10 protein-coding genes and 1 tRNA gene are annotated in these 19,062 nt (G+C 40.3%); 6 read left to right on the forward strand and 5 right to left on the reverse strand.

The window, feature by feature from the left end:
* Positions 1–232 precede the first annotated feature (232 nt).
* The 3 genes from GGQ60_RS07020 to GGQ60_RS07030 all read right to left on the reverse strand — a co-directional run bounded on the left by GGQ60_RS07020 (position 233) and on the right by GGQ60_RS07030 (position 5,000).
* Positions 233–1,816: a hypothetical protein gene (locus GGQ60_RS07020; RefSeq protein WP_183761562.1), complete on the reverse strand. Its 1,584-nt coding sequence runs from the start codon at positions 1,814–1,816 to the stop codon at positions 233–235.
* Between the two features lie 144 nt (positions 1,817–1,960).
* Positions 1,961–4,246 carry a DEAD/DEAH box helicase gene (locus GGQ60_RS07025; RefSeq protein WP_183761566.1) on the reverse strand — a complete coding sequence of 762 codons (2,286 nt, stop codon included), beginning with the start codon at positions 4,244–4,246 and terminating at the stop codon, positions 1,961–1,963.
* Complete coding sequence (locus GGQ60_RS07030; protein WP_183761569.1) at positions 4,227–5,000, reverse strand: hypothetical protein; 774 nt, start codon at positions 4,998–5,000, stop codon at positions 4,227–4,229. Before GGQ60_RS07030 ends, GGQ60_RS07025 begins: the two co-directional genes overlap by 20 nt.
* A gap of 1,308 nt (positions 5,001–6,308) precedes the next feature.
* Between GGQ60_RS07030 and GGQ60_RS07035 the strand changes: the two genes are divergently transcribed.
* On the forward strand, positions 6,309–7,862 hold the full coding sequence (locus tag GGQ60_RS07035; RefSeq protein WP_183764682.1) for a recombinase family protein: 1,554 nt from the start codon (positions 6,309–6,311) through the stop codon (positions 7,860–7,862).
* Here GGQ60_RS07035 and GGQ60_RS07040 read toward each other — a convergent pair.
* Positions 7,819–7,895, reverse strand: a tRNA-Met gene (locus GGQ60_RS07040). The two genes, GGQ60_RS07035 and GGQ60_RS07040, sit on opposite strands and share 44 nt — an antisense overlap.
* A gap of 889 nt (positions 7,896–8,784) precedes the next feature.
* Here GGQ60_RS07040 and GGQ60_RS07045 point away from each other — a divergent pair.
* From GGQ60_RS07045 to GGQ60_RS07055, 3 genes are all read left to right on the forward strand, one after another.
* Positions 8,785–9,165, forward strand: coding sequence for an START-like domain-containing protein (locus tag GGQ60_RS07045; RefSeq protein WP_183761572.1), 381 nt, complete (start codon positions 8,785–8,787; stop codon positions 9,163–9,165).
* Positions 9,166–9,195: 30 nt separating this feature from the next.
* The gene (locus GGQ60_RS07050) at positions 9,196–10,620 is read left to right on the forward strand and encodes an LptF/LptG family permease (RefSeq protein WP_183761575.1); all 1,425 of its coding nucleotides are present in this window, start codon (positions 9,196–9,198) and stop codon (positions 10,618–10,620) included.
* Between the two features lie 141 nt (positions 10,621–10,761).
* The gene (locus GGQ60_RS07055; protein WP_183761579.1) at positions 10,762–11,973 is read left to right on the forward strand and encodes a bifunctional 3,4-dihydroxy-2-butanone-4-phosphate synthase/GTP cyclohydrolase II; all 1,212 of its coding nucleotides are present in this window, start codon (positions 10,762–10,764) and stop codon (positions 11,971–11,973) included.
* A 902-nt stretch (positions 11,974–12,875) separates the two neighbouring features.
* Here the strand turns inward: GGQ60_RS07055 and GGQ60_RS07060 are convergent.
* The gene (locus GGQ60_RS07060) at positions 12,876–17,147 is read right to left on the reverse strand and encodes a translocation/assembly module TamB domain-containing protein (protein ID WP_229685044.1); all 4,272 of its coding nucleotides are present in this window, start codon (positions 17,145–17,147) and stop codon (positions 12,876–12,878) included.
* Between the two features lie 233 nt (positions 17,148–17,380).
* Between GGQ60_RS07060 and tsaD the strand changes: the two genes are divergently transcribed.
* Both tsaD and GGQ60_RS07070 read left to right on the forward strand, forming a co-directional pair.
* Positions 17,381–18,382 (forward strand): tRNA (adenosine(37)-N6)-threonylcarbamoyltransferase complex transferase subunit TsaD, encoded by a 1,002-nt coding sequence (gene tsaD, locus GGQ60_RS07065; RefSeq protein ID WP_183761582.1) that lies wholly within the window; start codon positions 17,381–17,383, stop codon positions 18,380–18,382.
* 457 nt (positions 18,383–18,839) lie between these two features.
* Complete coding sequence (locus GGQ60_RS07070; RefSeq protein ID WP_183761585.1) at positions 18,840–19,037, forward strand: hypothetical protein; 198 nt, start codon at positions 18,840–18,842, stop codon at positions 19,035–19,037.
* Positions 19,038–19,062 lie beyond the last annotated feature (25 nt).

A 19,062-nucleotide genomic window follows, 5' to 3' on the forward strand; every position in this document is an offset into this window, starting at 1 on the left:
GTGATTACGGAATTTAAGATCAGTGTATTTTGGTCTAAAATGACCGTATCCACATGTTGGTTATTATTTTGATAGGGCTCGTTATGGATTTTCTTAAACTGGTCAATCCTCTGCAGAATGTCTTGGTCAGTGCATCTGAAACCTCCATTAGGCAAAGTAGTTAAAAAAAATACTGGAAGGATTAAGAGCAATTTTAATCCATCTTAAAGTGCTTTGCTCCATTTGCACTCCATTATTCGAGCCCGTCTACCCCAAATCTTCTCAGCAAGGAACTAAAGGCCTGTTTAAGCACCGGGTTTTCCTGCTGGATGTGAACCTTAAGATACTGATCCAGCATCCATTTCCTTTCTTCAGAGTTGCCCACTTTTTTCTTCAATAATTCCCCGAGTGGTTTTCCTTCTGCCAAAAGACTCCCAATCGCATCAATGTCAGAAATACAGGCTAGTTGAAGGTTTTTCGTCATAGGCCCATATTGAACTTCAAGCATTGGCAGTAAGTAGGAATTTAAAACAAAAATATCTTCATATCCTGCTAAAATACTTATCACTTCGATGATTGGGGCAAATCTATCATCTCTGGTTTCCTTAAGCAATATACGGCTTCGGAAATCATGCAACTGGGTAACCGCTTTCTTGAAACTTCCTGTTCTGATTTCCAATTCCATTTGCGATTCTTCAAAAAAAGCCCTCGATTTTAAGGTGAGCAAAGAAGTCTTCACTTCAATAATCACACAAATATTTCCTTGGATAACAGCAAAATCCGGGAGTTTTCCTCCATTTTTGTTGTCGAAATCTTCATCCAGATCAATTAGGGTAGTATTTGACTTGGCCTGATAAAGCTGCGTTCTGACATATGCACGGTAAACTTCCCCAAAATAAACCCTGAATGGGTTTTTCTTAGTTTGCCCACTTGCTTTCGCCAATTGCTGTTCTTTATCCGCTAATAGATAAAATATACCCGTACTGGTCCGGTCCAAAAGATATTTTGGCTGCGGAACAACGTAGCTCCCTGAGCTTAGTTTTGAGGAAACCTCGACCTTAATTGCGGGTATCTGGATGAGTGGCTCCATAAAATAGATATCGTAAAGCTTATTCGGAACCTTCCATTGCTCTCCCCGTATGATTTTTCTGTAGTCTACCGGGGTGCCTGAGGACAGTTTCAAAAATGCTGCCTGTGTATTATCGTTCACATACCGGTCTAGTCGGGTATCCACATCAAGGTTATAATCAATAGATCCGTCGCATTTGATCCACAACGCAAGTCCGGTAGCCAAAAATTCCATAACACTAATCCCGAAATATGTTTTTAGCTGATAGTCAATACTGTATTGTCCTTCTATCTGAACAGGTAAGGTCTCAAATAGTAACATTGCCCGCCCTAAAAGTGAAAGCCTGTTACCCTGTAGCGGGAATTGTATTTGTCCTATTCTCCCTAAAATATTGTTGGTTAGGTTTGATGATGCATTATTCAACTGAGTTTCGAGTTCCGGGTCGTATAGAAATCCGGCTACGTCAATAGCGCTTGGCAATGAATTATCAAGAAGGGACAAGGGACTACCCTTATGATCGTTGGCCCCTGACAATAGCAATAATCTTGCAAGCCGTGTTGCACCCACGTAAATGTTGAATCGGAGGTGTTCCTGCGTTGTTCTTCCTAGCCAGGTTAAAACTTCATCGGGAAGATCATCTGTTATGAGATGTTTAGGTCCATACTTTAAAGCAGCGTTGACAGCTCCAATTAGATACAGGCTATCAGAGAGCTGATATCTCTTAAGATAATGATAGGCTTCGAATAGCGAGTAGGATTTTGGTTTCATTCATATGGTTTAAAGAGCCAAATTATTGTTTAACGTCAGCCTCCATAGTGTATTAGTGTCCATTAAAATTAAATCAGGTAAGCGGGCTTATTGTTGTATTTAAAGGCTCTTAGATTACATTTTTTTGTGACCTCTAATTTGTCGTTAATCTGGTAGATACCAATCAACCATCTTTCGAACGAATTCTGGGGTGTTCTTTATTGAAGGTAAAAAGACTATTCTGTCTTCATCTATTTTTTCAACATGTTCAGCAATCTCCTTTATGATCTCCTGAGTGAATCCATACCTCAATAGCAGAATATGTTTTTTGTTATTGGTGTTATATCTCAGCAATTCTATGATGTCATTAGCCCTTTCATCTTCAGTCTTCTCCCAGTAGATTTCAAATGCTGCGATCAGGGTATCCGATAGGGAGAATGAGATTACCTGGTCCATATAGTCATAGGTGTCGTACACGATGGAGTCGTAACTTACTGCCGCATTCGGTGTTCCAATAGGAAATAGGCTATATGCTTTTTCCAGACTGCTATCAGGTAGTTTATGTGCAGGTTGTGAGAAGTTTGCATTGGTTGCCATGGGATTGTCCCTATTGGTTATTGAACTATACCTTAGACCGACAATTTCGCTAAAGGATCGCCCCTGTGCTGCATGGAAGAAAATATCTATGGCCTGGTTGAAGACGTTCTCTTCACCTTTAAAAAGCTCTCTTCCGAGAGAAGCTTCGTAAATCTGCCTAAGGGATATCTTGGCATTATCCCGGTTGCCTTTATTGGAAAGCCCTCCGATACTTTCCCTCAAATCGTCGGAAATCCTATAAAAAATATCGAGAAAATTTTTTGAATAATCGAGTACAAGGGGATGCGATAGACGTTGGACTTTTGACATCGGTATGTTCTTTTCGTCATCAAATGTGTTGTTCTGGATTGCTTCAATCAGTTCTTTTATATCGTTCTCATGGTTGCCTGTAGGAGGATTTTCTATGACTGACTGTTCACTAAGCGTGAATGGGGTTTTGATGCGTTCCGAAAAGAGTTTGGCGCTATTTGTAAACACATAACCGTAGTCGAATATTTTTGCTTCGGTGAGTCTGCCAGCCCTTCCAATCAGATTTTTGAATGCAAGTGCTCGTTCACTGGCATTTCCCTCAAATCTGTTGTTTTCTAGCCATACAATGTCAAATGGCATATTGATCCCCTGGGCAAGTGTACTAGTTGCAAAGCATAGAGAAGAGTGTTTGCCACGAATAAAGTCCTCTATCAGGAACCGAACTTCAAGGGGGATGGAACCATGGTGGATAACAACTCCTTTTTTGAGCAGTTCCACCATCGAGGATACATGCCCGGGCTTGTTCGCGCCAACGATATGGCGGATATTTTCAATTATCTCCAGTGCTTTTTTGTTCGTTACCGGCGGTAGGTTTTGGATAAAGCCCTCAAAACCGTTTCTGAAAGTTTCGTTGTAAATTGAGTTTTTCGAAACGTACACGAGAATGGTGTGGAGGCCGTTCATCGCAAAACTCCGAAAATCACCGTCGAATTTTAGATAGTTGACCTTTTTGTACCCCCCTTCAATGTAAGGTGAAAAGTAATAGTAGGTCTCATCTTTTTTTACAATACATAATTTGCCCACAGAACCATGGGTATAGGAATGTCCGTAACTGAATTCACTTGCAAACTGATGCTTGGAAAACTGGGCCTCTGGATTATCTATAAACGGATGTGCAAATATGATCTTCGCATCCGGAAAGTGCTTCTTTACCCTTCGGACTGATACATCAAAAGTGATGCCCCGGCTGTTTTCCTCAGAAATCTGGGCTTCATCGAAAAAGAAGGTTTCGATATTCAACCTGTCCTTGAACTTGTAAAGATCTTTGGAACGTTCAGGAGTAAGCACAAAAATACGCCTGAGTTTACGGGCATTAAAGACCAGGTCAACAAATGAGGAAATCATTACACCTTTGTTATCCTCAAACTTTCTGGTCATCGAATTGATGTATTCGGCAATCAATGCCCTGGAAGGAACAACTACCACTGCATCACCCTCTCCCTCTGCAAGGAAATCGCGTATGGAATAGGATTTTCCAGCACTCGTCGGAGCCGAGATCGATATGAACTGTTTATCATCTATCGCCCGGCGGATACTTGCCTGAACAGGTGTCAGGAGTGCCCCGTGATCTTCGAGATGTTCCTGCCCGAATCCCTGCATTAGAAATGAATAAAGATTATTAGCGGTTTTTATTTTATAAAAGAGCCCCAGCGCAGAGATGATCTTTTCCTCAAACTGATGAAAAATGGCAAGATGGAATTCCTTGTAATAACTCAGTTCTTCCAGTATAGCCGGATTATCAGGTCCCTGGCGGTGTATGATGTCCAGCAGCTTAGCTAAATCACCGTACGGATCTTCCGTGTCTTTAATCTGCTTTAAGTTCATAACTGACGCCTACAATGTAAATATTCTTTGCTTTCTTCAAATGCTCATAAGTAGTAGAGTGCTCTAATGCATTTTTAAATATGGCCAAGGGATTCGTAGAATTGATGGAGAATGCGAGCACCACCCCAAATAGATCGTTATCCAAATTCAACGTTGCATCCTCTCCCGCAAGTTGTCCCAAATGCATGCCGTCCATGAGGTGTTTTTGCTTTTGGATAAAACCATCCGCTTGACCACCAGCTCCTGTTTTACCTCCGGATAGTCCTCCATAAGGGTTTGCTGTTGCGGAAAATTTCGCCTCTCCGAAATTAATCATCTTGCCTGGACATACGGTATGAAAGTCAAAGCCTTCGTTCCCCAGTATTTTGGGCTTCCAGATCTCAGCTAGTGGAATGCATTTATGCTTGAAAACCACTTCAAGAGCTTTCGAAGAACCCATTGAAACCATCAGCTCCCCAAACTCACTCGCCACTTTGTTTTCAGGTGAAAGCGTTGTCTGGAAAACCTTAATCAAGGACTTTGCAGTTTCAGCTGCCGTAGTTTCATATGCTCTTTTGGCACGATGGTCTAGACCCAGAATCCAGGATTGATCCTGTACGATCGCGGAGAGTTCCGTAGCGATTTTTTCCAGATCCGAGATGTCGGTATGGCATGCAAAAATATTGGCGCCAGTTGAAAGGCATGAGATTTCGTGGAAAGTTGAGCCCCAAGTATCCTCGGGAAAACTTCTACTGTAGGAAATATCACTATCCATCGGTTATTTGTTGGAAATCGTTATCGACGAACTTAAATGGCTTGTAAAAAACATAATGGGAATTGTATCCAACAATGTTATAAAATTTTTGACTCTTGAGGCGTTGAGCATATTATTATAATTTAGATTTAGTTTTAAATATTTTTTAGCTAATATAATCATATTAAATTCAAACCTTTATTACCTTTCAAATGAACGATAAACGCCATCAAAGCTCTCAAGACAATTTAGCCTTTATGGCAACTCTAAAGAAAGAACTTAATGTAACTATTATTACTTTTTTATCATTCAAACGTTTCTCTATAAATTTAATAAACTTTGTTTTGTGATGCAAGTTTTTGGGAAACCAGCCCTAATAGATTCGATTTCGTTCCATACGGATCTCAAATCTCATAATACCACCTTTTTTTAATGCTATAAACATATTTTATCTAGCCTTAATCGTATTATTACTGACCTACATTATATCACTTAAAGAAATCCTTCAACCACTCGGGTGTTTTGCAAGATGTATTTTTGTATACACAAAAAATCTTGCGCCCTTGAGGTCGGGTATTTCCTCGGAACTCGGAAATACTTAAAACACTAATAAATCATCCAAAAATTCTGCAATATCTAATTGGTAATGTATTCTAAAAATGAATAATCTCGAGTATCCTAAAGGGAAGACGTGTTTGAAAACTACGAATATGCGAGATTTATATCGATAAATAAGATATCCCTAGTGCAGAGGAAGAAAGCTAAAAATAAGAATGCTTGTTAGTCACCCCTATAATTAAAAAGCTAGTAGTAAAAACCTTTTCAAAGTCGGAAGCTATCTAAGTTTCGAGCAAAATTAGCATCATAAAAGTTAAAGGTCTGACTAGGTTCTGCCATCATCTGCTTTAATTTATCATAAAGATTGGAACGAATTTATAAAAATGCTTTACAATGGCCAGTGCTCACCTGTGGCTTGTGGGCCCCACCATAATGCTAATTTGCTTCTACCGATAAATTTTGATTTCAAAAAAATATCCGAATCACTATTCTGAAAAAAAGGTATAAATCCAAATTGCATAATTCCGAAGTAGTACATATGGCAAAAAGCACGGGATCCCGAACGTAATATACAAATGATCATTTAACGTGTAATTAATTTTAGGTTTATCCACAGCTTATGAGATATCTACCGATAGCGCGAATTACCCCTGAGAAATTAATGGAAATGCTAAAGAAAAAAGGTGTAAAAATGTCTATAAATCAAGCGAAGGAAATCTTGGATTTGCTATATATTTTAGCTATTTTGGAAGTAGAGCAAGTTTTAAAAAGATGATTACAGCAGATTTATACATTAGAGTAAGTACTGATGAACAGGCTGATAAGGGGTATTCGCAACGCAACCAAGAAGAGGTTTTACAGAAATATTGTTTCGCCAGAGATATCAAAGTGAGGAAAGTTGTTTTTGAGGATCATTCCGCCAAAAGCTTCATACGCCCTGCATGGCAAAAATTATTGGCAGATCTAAAAAAGAAAAGAGGACAAACGGATTTGGTACTTTTCACCAAATGGGACAGATTCAGCAGAAATGCAGGAGATGCCTATCAGATGATAAAAATTTTGGCTGATCTCGGTATAGAGCCTCAGGCCATTGAGCAGCCTCTTGATATCTCCATTCCTGAAAACAAAATGATGCTGGCTTTCTATCTCGCAGCTCCCGAGGTGGAAAATGATAGAAGAGCGCTCAATACTTTTCACGGAATGAGAAGAGCAAGAAAAGAAGGGCGATGGATGGGACCTGCGCCCATAGGTTATACTAACAAAGTAACCGAAGACGGGCGAAAGTATATTTGTCCTGTAGAGCCCCAAGCGTCAATAATGAAGTGGGTATATGACGAATTAGCTACGGGTAAGTGGTACATTGATCAGATCTGGAAGGCGGCATCGAATAAAGGGCTGAAGACAGGCAGAAAAAATTTTTGGCAGATTATTAGAAATCCCATTTACTGCGGTAGGATACCCATTGCGAAATACAAGGAGGAGGAAGCCCATACTGTTATGGGCCAACATAAAGCGATAGTTTCAGAAAGAATTTTTTATAAAGCTATGGATGTTTTGAACGGTAGAAACAAACCAAAAAAGACGACTATATCTTCTCCTGATGCGCTTCCCTTGCGTGGCTTTCTGATCTGTCCAAAGTGCGGCTACATGCTCTCAGGTAGTGCTTCAAAAGGTTACAGCAAGCACTATCACTATTACCATTGCTTTTCGAAATGTGGAGTGAGATATAGCGCGGAAAAAGTCAATAAACTTTTTGTGGAGGAGTTAAAAAAATACACTATAGATCCACTCTTGCATGAGGCGTATGTTATGATTTTGAAGCAGGTTTATCAAGCTTTTTCAAGTGAAGATAATAATGAATTATTAAATGTAAAAAAACAGTTGGAGGAGTTTAATAATAGAATTTCTAAGGCTAGGGACAAAATGCTCAATGATGTAATTCTTGATTTTGAGTACAGGAAAATAAAATCAGACTGTGAAAGAAATATCCTTATTCTTGAAAATAGACTCATCGATTTATCCAGGGGAAAAGAGAATATTGGTGAATTAATCGGAAAAGCGACTGGGTTGCTCAAAAACCTTCATGAAATATATATAGAGGCAGATTCTGAAGGAAAAAGGCGATTAATTAGTTCGATCTATCCCCAAAAACTCACTTTTGACGGAACACAACATCGAACTGTTCGAATGAATGAGGCTGTACGCGTTCTAGGTACTTTAAAGGCCGTTTTTGAGGGCAAAAAAAAGGGGCAAACCAAACAAAAATTTGATTTGCCCACTATGGTAGCGGGGAGCAGGATCGAACTGCCGACCTCAGGGTTATGAATCCTGCGCTCTAACCATCTGAGCTACCCCGCCGGGTGTATATTTACTGTATAACGTAAATACAACTATGGTTATTTTTAAGAGCTGCAAATATAGAATAAATATACATTCTATAAAAAAGAAATGTGAAAAATACTTTAAAGCGCTATTAATCAGTAAATTTTATTGTTTTGAATAGGCTGTAAGGGTTGTTTTGGCTGCTAACGGAGCCTGTTTTTAGCCGGCGGTAACCTAAGGAACAGCGATATTTACAGGGAGCTTAAGCGATTGTTGGTTACTACAATGGTGTCATCAGGCCTGTTTTTGCTGTATTCGGAGATATTTCATGTTATGGAAAGACCAGGTGTATCGGGGCGCTATACCTGTTGGTGCGAGCAAGTTATCCCCAAGTTGACCTTTGCTGTAGCTGGTGTTCGCCAGATCTTTACCTTTTAGGTAATGAATGAGGTAACGCCAGGGTAAAGAATGGGTAAGCAAAGGGTTAACATGGGGTTAACCTGGTATACAGAAAAGGTAAACAAAAGGTAAAGAATAGGTAGAGAAAGGTAAACAAGGGGGTAGAGAAAGGTAAACTATCCTATTACAGGAATAATTAAAGGGAAGGAGGCGTTTGGCGGTAGGCGTTTGGTGTGAATCATCTGGCGCCGGATATCGTATGGTTGAAGATTGTTTCACCCGGTTAAGAATCGCTTTCGCAATGACGCAGGAGGCGGCGGGTTGGGGTGGTTATCCGGAATCGGTTAACTGATTCAAACCATCAGCCGGTTACCCCAATAACCACTAAACCAATGGCAAATGAACCAATGCACCACCACCCGAAACCAATAAAAATTATATTGTTGCAGATATAGAATAAATTACCTTTCTTTAGAAAAATAATATTAAAAAAGTAGTCCGGAAATTATCCTGGTAGAGTACTAACATGGCAGAAAAGAAAAAATTTACACTAGAGTACGAAGTTAGATCGTCACCAAGAATATTATACAGTTTTATAAGTGAGCCAAACGGCTTATCGCAATGGTTTGCGGACGATGTAAATTTCCGCGATCAGATATACACGTTTACCTGGGATGATGAGCAGCAAAAAGCAAAGCTTGTTGCCGTTAAAGAAAATAAACTGGTTAAGTTTAAGTGGCTGGATGATGAACCTCAATGTTATTTTGAGATGGAAATTGTACAGGACGAATTAACCAATGATGTTGCCCTCTCGATTACTGATTTTACTACCGATGAACTTCTGGCGGAGAAAAAACAGATCTGGGATAACCAGATCGATTACCTGATTAGCGTATTGGGTGCATAATATTATCTCCGTATTGTTTACCTTTGCAGGGTGAAAAAAATACATCTTCTGTTAATAAAAGCATTTGTGAAGCCATTCATAGCAACATTTTTTGTTATGATGTTTATTTTGTTGATGTTTTTCCTCTTTAAATGGATTGATGATTTAATCGGAAAAGGTTTCGAGTGGTACACCATTTTGGAGCTGATGTATTATGCCTCGGCCGCCAACGTATCAATGGCGCTTCCATTATCGGTACTACTTTCTTCCATCATGACTTTTGGTACACTTGGCGAAAATTATGAGCTTGTGGCCATTAAATCGGCTGGAATTTCTTTACAGAAGGCCATGCGCCCCTTATTTGTGGTGATTCTGATGCTCACCTTTGCTTCTTTCTTTTTTGCCAACTACATGCTGCCCAAGGCCAACCTGAAATTTGGCTCGCTGCTGTATGATATCCGCAATAAAAAACTCTCCTTTTTAATCAAGCCTGGTGTTTTTAACAATGATATACCGGGTTATGCCATCCGTGTAGATTCTAAAGAAGAAGATGGTACCCTGCACAATATCATGATTTACGATCACCGGGAGAACAACGGCATTCCGAAAATTATCCTGGCTAAAGAGGGTAAAATGAGTAAAACCTCCGATGGTAAATTCCTGCAGCTTAACCTTAAAAACGGCATCCAGTACGAAGAGCAAGCCTCAAAGAATGGGATGTACAACCCAAGGCAGGTTTTTACCAGGAACCGTTTTAAAGAAACCTGGCCGCGTTTTGATATGTCGTCTTTCGATCCGAGTACTACCGACCCAAATGCATTTGGGAACAGTACCCCGATGCTTAACTTAAAGGGGATCGTAAAAAAACGCGATTCACTGAATAAGCAGCTCGATAGTTTAAATATCAGGACCATTGCCACTTTTACCAGTAACTTTAAACAGTTTAATACCGCTAAAGGCTATACCAAAGTGAAGGCTGTGCCTAAAGAAATTAATGACGTGATCCTGAAAAGTATTCCAAACGGATCGCGTAAGCAGGCGCTCGATAATGCCAGCAACACGGTGGCCAATATTATGCAGCACGTACCCAACTGGGTTCCGCGCCAAACCGATTTAATGGGCGAAATTATTTTTACAACGGTAGAATATCAACGCAAGTTTACGCTGGCCGCCTCCTGCATACTGCTTTTCTTTATCGGTGCGCCACTGGGGGCTATTATCAGAAAAGGAGGGATGGGCTTACCTGTGGTAGTGGCCATCTGTTTCTTCCTGGTGTACCATATTATTACCACCGTGGCCGAAAAATCAGCACGCGAAGGAAACCTGAACCCGATATTCGGCATGTGGATCGCCGTAATTGTTTTGTCGCCATTGGCGGCCTTCTTAACCTATAAAGCCACGGTAGATTCGGCGCTGTTTGATGTGAATTATTACAAGGAGCTTATCCTTAAAGTGTTTAAAAAGAAGCAAAAATAGGCCCCTTTTTCCTTTACTTACAAATGATATTTCGATCTGAATAATGCGTGATAAGGTTGTACATTTGTAGTGGTTTATGCTTGCGGAATAAAGTGGTTATACCGCACCGTACGCAAGTTTTGCCCGATAATGCTAGATAAAATGCAAACGAAATTAAACACAATAGAAGAAGCCATCGCAGATATAAAAGCTGGTAAAGTGATTATTGTTGTAGATGATGAGAATAGAGAGAACGAAGGCGATTTCCTGACGGCTGCCGAAAATGCAACCCCCGAGATCATCAACTTTATGGCCACTTACGGACGTGGTTTAATCTGTGCGCCCTTAACCGAAGAGCGTTGTAAAGAACTGAACCTAACCCTGATGGTGGGCAAGAATACAGCAGCTTACGAAACCAATTTTACCGTTTCGGTAGATCTGGTAGGCCATGGCTGTACCACGGGGATCTCAGCAAGCGACCGTTCTAAAACCATGCTGGCTTTGGTAGATCCTAAAACCGACCCCGAAGAGTTGGGCAGACCCGGGCATATTTTCCCTTTAATTGCCAAAGATGGTGGTGTGATCAGGCGCGCTGGCCATACCGAAGCTGCGGTAGACCTAGCCCGTTTGGCCGGAATGAAACCGGCAGGTTTATTGGTAGAGATTTTAAAAGAAGACGGCGAAATGGCCCGGCTTCCGGATCTCTTTAAAATTGCCGAACAACATCAGCTAAAAATTATATCAATAGAAGATTTAATCGCCTACCGTTTAAACATCGATAGTTTGATTAAACAGGAAGTTAGCATCAATTTACCTACTGCCTGGGGCGATTTTAAAATGACGGCTTATACACAGCTGGATAACAATGCCACACACCTGGCCATTTCTAAAGGCGAATGGAGCGCCAACGAACCGATTTTGGCACGGGTACACAGCTCTTGTGTAACGGGTGATATCTTTGGATCGTGCCGTTGCGATTGTGGTCCGCAGTTGCACAAGGCGCTCGAAATGATCGAAAAAGAAGGTAAAGGCATCGTTGTATACATGAACCAGGAAGGCAGGGGTATCGGACTGATTAATAAATTACGTTCGTATAACTTACAGGATGCCGGTTTCGACACGGTAGAAGCGAATATTAAATTGGGCTTTAAAGGCGACGAACGCGATTATGGCGTAGGTGCGCAGATTCTGCGATCAGAAGGGGTTACTAAAATGCGCCTGATGAGTAATAACCCAACCAAAAGGGCCGGTTTAATAGGGTATGGCCTGGAGGTAGTAGAAAACATTCCGATCGAAATTGCAAGTAACATCCATAACGAACGTTATTTAGCGACCAAAAGAGATAAAATGGGCCATTCGATCATGAAGGGCTAGATGAAGCGTTTGGCGTTCGGCATTTTTCCAGGCCAGCGCCTAGATGACCCGATCATAAAAAGAAGAAAGCCAGTATTGAACGCAGGTTCGATATTGGCTTTTTTAGTTGTTAAAGGCTTAAGCCGTGAACCGGGAGCTGATTTCACCAGGTCATCCCCCACACCATCGTCTTTTCAACCGGAGTGTAATGGAGTGGAGAAAGCTGTTTTGTCATCCTGAACGCAGTGAAGGATCTTTATTAATGCATTTTACCATCCTCAATTTATTGGTAATGGAGCTGTTGGCTTTTAGGGTAAAGATTCTTCATTTCATTCAGAATGACAGCTTTTAAATTCGTTTTGTCATCCTGAACGCAGTGAAGGATCTTTATTCATGCATTTTACGATCCTCAATTTATTGGATAATGGAGCCGTTGGCTCTTAGGTTAAAGATTCTTCATTTCATTCAGAATGACAGGTTTTAAATTGGTTTTGTCATCCTGAGCGCAGCGAAGGATCTTTATTCATGCATTTTACGATCCTCAATTTGTGGCGTAATGAAGCTGTTGATTCTTAGGTTAAAGATTCTTCATTTCATTCAGAATGAGAGGTTTTAAATTGGTTTTGTCATCCTGAGCGCAGCGAAGGATCTTCATTAATGCATTTTACCATCCTCAATTTATTGGGAATGGAGCTGTTAGCTTTTAGGGTAAAGATTCTTCATTTCATTCAGAATGACAGCTTTTAAATTGGTTTTGTCATCCTGAACGCAGTGAAGGATCTTTATTCATGCATTTTACCATCCTCAATTTATTGGGTAATGAAGCTGTCGGCTCTTGGGTTACAGTTAACCAATTAACCCTGGGCAATGAGCAATAAACTAATCAACCAATGACCAATGACCAATGAACTAATGAACCAATTCTACCTCCGCTGGTTTCCCTTGCTCTGGTTAATAATGGCTTCCTTATTGATCGATTTGTTCGTTTTAACCGGGGTTTGGCTTTGTTTCCTTTTCAGGTTGCGGCGGTAAGCCCCTGAAATTTTCTGGATAAACTCCTTAAACGTATCAAATTGCTGGGTATAAACCAAGCCAAAAGAAGTGACGTTGGCTGTTGGGCTAATGCCACTGTTTAAGAATATACTTTGTTGTGTAGGGGGTTTATTTGCTGCCTTAACCGTTAAACTTCCGTCTTTTTTGATTAAGAAAAGGGCCTCCACCTCCCTGCCCACATTGTCTTTAGAGAAATCGATAACGGTAAAATCATTCACACTATTTCGGTCTACAATACCCGCATTAATAATTAAACGGTCGTTAAAGAACTTGAACGAAGCATTGGCTTCACTCAGCGAACGTACGTTCAGGTCGACAAAGTTTAAGTTCAATGAAGAAAGTACATTGTTAAACTGGTTAAATACCAGCTCGGTAGCGGTACTGGTTGCGGTAGAGCTAAGCTGGTTACCGATCGATTCGCCACCGTTGCCAGGTGCAAAACTTCTCCTTATGATTAAGCTGAAAGCCTGTAAGTTCAGGTTATTCTGATCGCTGAAATAGGTTTGCAGCTCTTCTTTAATAGAAGGTTGTGAAGGGAAATTAATATCGAGCTTAATATCAGGTTTTAACAGTAAACCCGTTAATCCCATTTCTACCTCGGTATTTACCCTTTGGTTGGCATTACTGCTGGCATCGCGGTTGGCCGCTTTGTAAAGATCGTTTAAACTTGCCCTTAAGGCATACACTGCCTTTAAGTTAATCTGTGCGGCGGTAGGGTTACCCGTCCAACGGATGGTCCCCCCTTGCCTGATCTCGAATTTTTTATTGATGACTTCCTGGGCCGTAAAGTCGAAACTTCCGGTTTCAATAATATAATCGCCAGACATCTCGAAATCGCCGAAACTGTTAATGTTCAGGTTCAGATCGGCATTACCCTTACCACTTAAATTACCCAATGTGGTGTAAATATTGGCGGTGGTATTCGGATCGATCGTCAGTTTAAAAGTAAGTGTAATACCGTCGAAATTGGTTTTTTTCTTCACCACAACAGTAGAATCGCGACTCACGAAATTGATAAAATCTTTATCCGATATCGTTTCCGAACTGTTTAAAGGCAGGTTGAAAACAGTCCCTTTTTCTGTTTTTGCCTTAATATCAATCTTCATCTTATTGGTTGGGCCGGTAAAGGTAAATACACCTGTACCATATGCCCGCCCGTAATAGATCGAATTGTCTTTCGCGGTCGTATTTAAGGCCATTAAACTGTTGGCATTGATTTTTACATCCAGTGTAGGGTAGTTGATGTCGTTTAAATCAACACTGCCGCGTGCCGTTCCTTCATGCCCTTCCAGGTCGTTTAGCGTAAAATCATCAAGCTTGATCACACTGTTGTTCACTTCTACCTTATCGGTAATCACATAGGTGGTTTTAAGGTAGTTTACCATCAGCTGCCCCTTATCCAGGGCTACACTTCCGTTAATTTCGGGCTTATCGAATTTTCCTTTTACCGTTAAATCGGCAGAGATGTTCCCCTTTAAATTCGATACCAGCTGTTTAACAAAAGGCTCGAGGATGGTCAGTTTGCTCTCGTTCATTTTCAGTCCGAGGTCTATTTCTTTCTCTTTAAGATCGAGGTTTCCGGTGAGTTTAAAAGTCTCCGAATCGTCGGCCATGATCCGTGTAAATACGTTGATTTTTTTGCTCTCATTGTTGTACGATGAGGTATCGGTTAAGGCCCCGATGTAGATGTCGTTAAAATTAAGCGAATCGATCTTTAAATCGTTGGTTACCCTTGGTGCTTTTAATATGCCATACAGATCGGTGGTACCATTCAGGTTTCCGCCCAGTTTAACACCAAAGCCTTTGGTAAAAGGGTTAAGGGTTTTCAGGCTAAAATCTTTAAAACCAATGCTGATTAAATCTTTAGGGTCTTCCGAAATTAATCCATCAATAATAACCTGCTGTTTCCCGTTGGTTAAATCGAAATTGCTGATTTCTGTTTTGCCATTATTCAGTACAATGCGTACTTTTTCCTGTATACGCCATTCTTCGCTGTTTATTTTTAAGATGGATGGCAATACACTGAGACGTGCGGTGGTATCCTGGTTTTTGGTAAATTCTACCAGGCCGTTTAAATCGAGCTGATTGTCTTCATCGGCGTTCGACATTTTTACGTTAAAAGCCAGGCTGTCGTTCCGGAGGATGTTGGAAATGTTTACATCTTTAATGAACAAACTGTCGTTGATCTGTACCCGGTCGGAGGTTACAATCAGTTGAAGTTGCTGCGTGGTGGTGTTTTCGTCGAGGATGATATTATTGATGATAATGCCATCGTATTTTAATTTTTTTACGAAGCCGTTTAACGTTGCCGTATTGTTGCGCGAATCGAAATTACCGGTTAGCGTAGCGCCCTCTTCCAATACCAGGCCGGGGGCAAAAAGCTGTGCAAGCGGCTCGAATTTTTTGACCTTCAGGTTAAACTCAAAAATCTGGTTTTTGTATTTGATGATATCAGCCCGTAAAGAGGGGATATAGGTTTTGGCAATCGCTTTATAATACGAAACAATAGAATTAAGATCGTATTCGCCCTTAATGCTGGCGTCTAAAATATCCGAACGGATATCGAGCACACGGTTGGTACCTGTACCATTGGCAGTAAGCTGAACCGAATCGACACTGTAAGTGCCTTTAGGATTTTTTAAACTGATCTCCTGGATCAGCAATTTACCGGATATATTGTTGAGGTTGGTGCCCGAGAAATTGGTGTTAAACTTGGCATCAACCATCAGCGAATCTTTCATCAGTTTTAAAGCCTTCAGCCTTGCTCTGGAAATGGTGGCATTAAAGTTGAATACCGGTAGTTTCGGGTTGAGGTTAACCCCGCCATCGAAAATCAGTTTTACATTACGGTCGTTAATGCTCAGTTTGCCATCAAAGTATTTTTTGTCGAAAGTTCCGTCAATCTTCACATTGTGGTAACGGTAATGGTTAAAGTCTATATAATCTACATCGCCATTTATTTTCTCGGTCAGGTCTTTCAGTGCTGTTCCACGCCCTTTTACGTACAAAGAAGAACTGATGCGGCCTAAACTCTTTTCATCGATCAGGTTTCCGATATTGAAATCGTAGGTTTTTACATTCCCGGTGTAAGATGGGACATCCTTTTTATCGATTTTCATGTTCACATCCGAAACGATGCGGCCAAGTTTGGTTTTAAATTCACCATAAGCAATGAAATCGTTCTGAAACCCTGTAAAGCTCCCGTTAAAGTTAATGTTGCCAAATTTGCTCACCATTTTAGGAATCATCTCTTTTTTACTGTTGGTAATCCCCGCCAATACCTCTGCAAGATCAGTTCTGTTGGTTCCTGCCATCTCAATATTCAGGTCCATAAAGGTTTCTTTCCATTTCGGCAGCCCCTTTAAAATAAAATCGCCTTTAATGTGTGTGGCTTTACCGGTTCTTAACGATAGTTTTTTGGCTTTAAGGTTATTCACCAAACCGGTGATCTGACCATCCACATCCAGGTCGAGTTTCATGCTGTTCATTTCAGGGGCAAAAAATGCAATATCCCTTGAGGTGATGTGGCTATCTTTAAAGATAGCTTTCATCCGCACATTATCTATATAGTGGTTAAAGTCTTTAAAGCTGTTAAACCGCATCTGGTAGTAATCGGTTAAACGGCTCTGATTGGTTTCGAGCAACAGGTTTTTAAGTTCTATGGCATTACTGTCAATCGTGGTTTGGGCCGTTAAGTTTTTCAGGTAAAATCCGCTATGCTCCCTAAAAGTCAGGTTTTTGATGTTGGTTTTAATCAAATGGTTTTTGGTGTCGAGCCCTTCAAAAATCCCGCTTAACTCCTTAATACCTACGTTCTCAAAGTTTACCGTTTTACCCTGGCTGGTATCTTTTGCAGCATAGTTGATGTACCGGAAGGCGAACCGGTTTAAAATAATACGGCCAATTCCCACATCAAAAGGCTTACTTTTCTTTTTCTTTACTTTAGGTTTACCTGAATCGAAGTAGTTGATGATGAAATCGAGGTTAGAAGACTTATCTTTGAAATCCTTTAGGAAAAACTGGCCATTGTTAATTTGAACGGTATTGATGTCGATAATCTTTTTATCAATGGATAACTGATTAATATCGACCATAAACTGTGGGGTGCTCAACAAAGTATCTTTTTGTAGATCTAAAACCAAAAGGTTTTCGAGTACAATAGATTTAAAAGGTTTGATGTAGAGGCTCTTGATGGATACAGTAGTTTTAAGCTCTTTCGATAAATAGGCAGCGGCTTTTTGGGCAAAATAAGTTTGAACGGGCTTAAATTGTAACGAAAAAATAAGAAGCGCAAACAGCAGGATGATTGATGCGATTACCCAAAGGAGTATTTTAAATAGTTTTTTAATAATTTTGCAGCTTAAATATTAATAATTTGTCTGTTATACTTGCTATCGAATCTTCTTGCGATGATACATCCGTTGCTATTTGTAACAACGGCAAAATTACTGCCAATGTTATTGCAAACCAAACAATTCATCAAAATTATGGTGGTGTTATACCTGAATTAGCTTCAAGGGTACACCAACAAAATATTGTACCTGCCGTACAGCAAGCTTTAATTAATGCCAAAGTTACAAAACAGGACATTAATGCCGTAGCTTTTACACGTGGACCCGGCCTTTTAGGGTCGTTGCTGGTAGGCGTTTCGTTTGCAAAATCTTTCGCATTAGCTTTAAATGTACCTCTAATTTCTGTAAATCATATGCATGCGCATATTTTAGCGCATTTTATTGACGATCCGAAACCCGGTTTTCCGTTTTTGTGCCTTACCGTTTCGGGCGGGCATACACAGATTGTACTGGTGAAAGATTACTTCGATATGGAGATTGTTGGCGAAACATTAGATGATGCAGCAGGCGAAGCTTTTGATAAAACGGCCAAATTACTGGCCTTGCCTTATCCCGGCGGACCACTTGTTGATAAACATGCACAGCATGGAAATCCTTTGGCCTTTAAATTTGCTGAACCCCAGATTGCCGGTCTGAATTTTAGTTTTAGCGGTTTTAAAACCTCTATCCTGTATTTTATCAGGAAACAGGAACAAGAAAATCCTGATTTTATAGCCGAAAATTTGGATGATATCTGTGCGTCGGTTCAATATAGTATTATACAGATTTTGCTGAACAAATTAAAGAAAGCGGCCAAACAATACGGAATTAAAGAAATTGCGATTGCCGGGGGTGTTTCTGCAAACTCAGGTTTAAGAAACGGATTACAGCAAGCTGCAGATGAACTGGGTTGGAACATTTATATCCCGGCTTTTCAGTATTGTACCGATAATGCAGGGATGATTGCCATTGCCGGATACCATAAGTTTTTGAAAAACGATTTTGTAGGACAGGATGTTTCGCCAATGGCGCGGATGGAATTTTAGGGAGGTTATATTGGCCATTGGTTCATTAGTTCATTGGTTCATTGGTTCATTGGTCATTGGTTCATTAGTTCACTGGTCATTGGTTCATTGGTGATTGGTACATTGGTTCACTGGTCATTAGTTCACTGGTCATTGGTTCACTGGTCATTGGTTCATTAGTCATTGGTTCATTGGTTCATTAGTTCATTGGTCATTGGTCATTGGTCATTGGTACATTGGTTCACTGGTGATTGATTAATTGGTGATTGGTTAATTGATCATTGGTGATTGGTTCACTGGTCATTAGTTCATTGGTCAATAATTTATGATTAATGGCCTGAACTTGTTAGCCCGTTACCACCTTAGGGGGCGTTATCCTGAATTTATTTCAGATCTTTTTTTGTGTTTTGGTGGCAAAAAACTATAAACAGCCAATTAAAAACTGGCAACGAGAATTTTTTAAATTGAACTTATATATATGACTGGAGCATCATTAATATTTTGGATAGTTTGTGCGGTACCGCTTATCGCTATCATTTACTGGTTGATCAGGAAGGATAAAGACAAACTTAAAGGAAGTTGGGGCGTAATCATTTTAGGGGCCCTGGTTATAGCTGCTCTCCTGGTAATTGTATACGTTACCAAAGACTTCGATGCCGTTTTTAGCCAGAATTAGGCTGTTTTTATTTTTTATTTAGACT

Source organism: Pedobacter zeae (genome assembly GCF_014196715.1).
GTDB classification, from domain to species: domain Bacteria; phylum Bacteroidota; class Bacteroidia; order Sphingobacteriales; family Sphingobacteriaceae; genus Pedobacter; species Pedobacter zeae.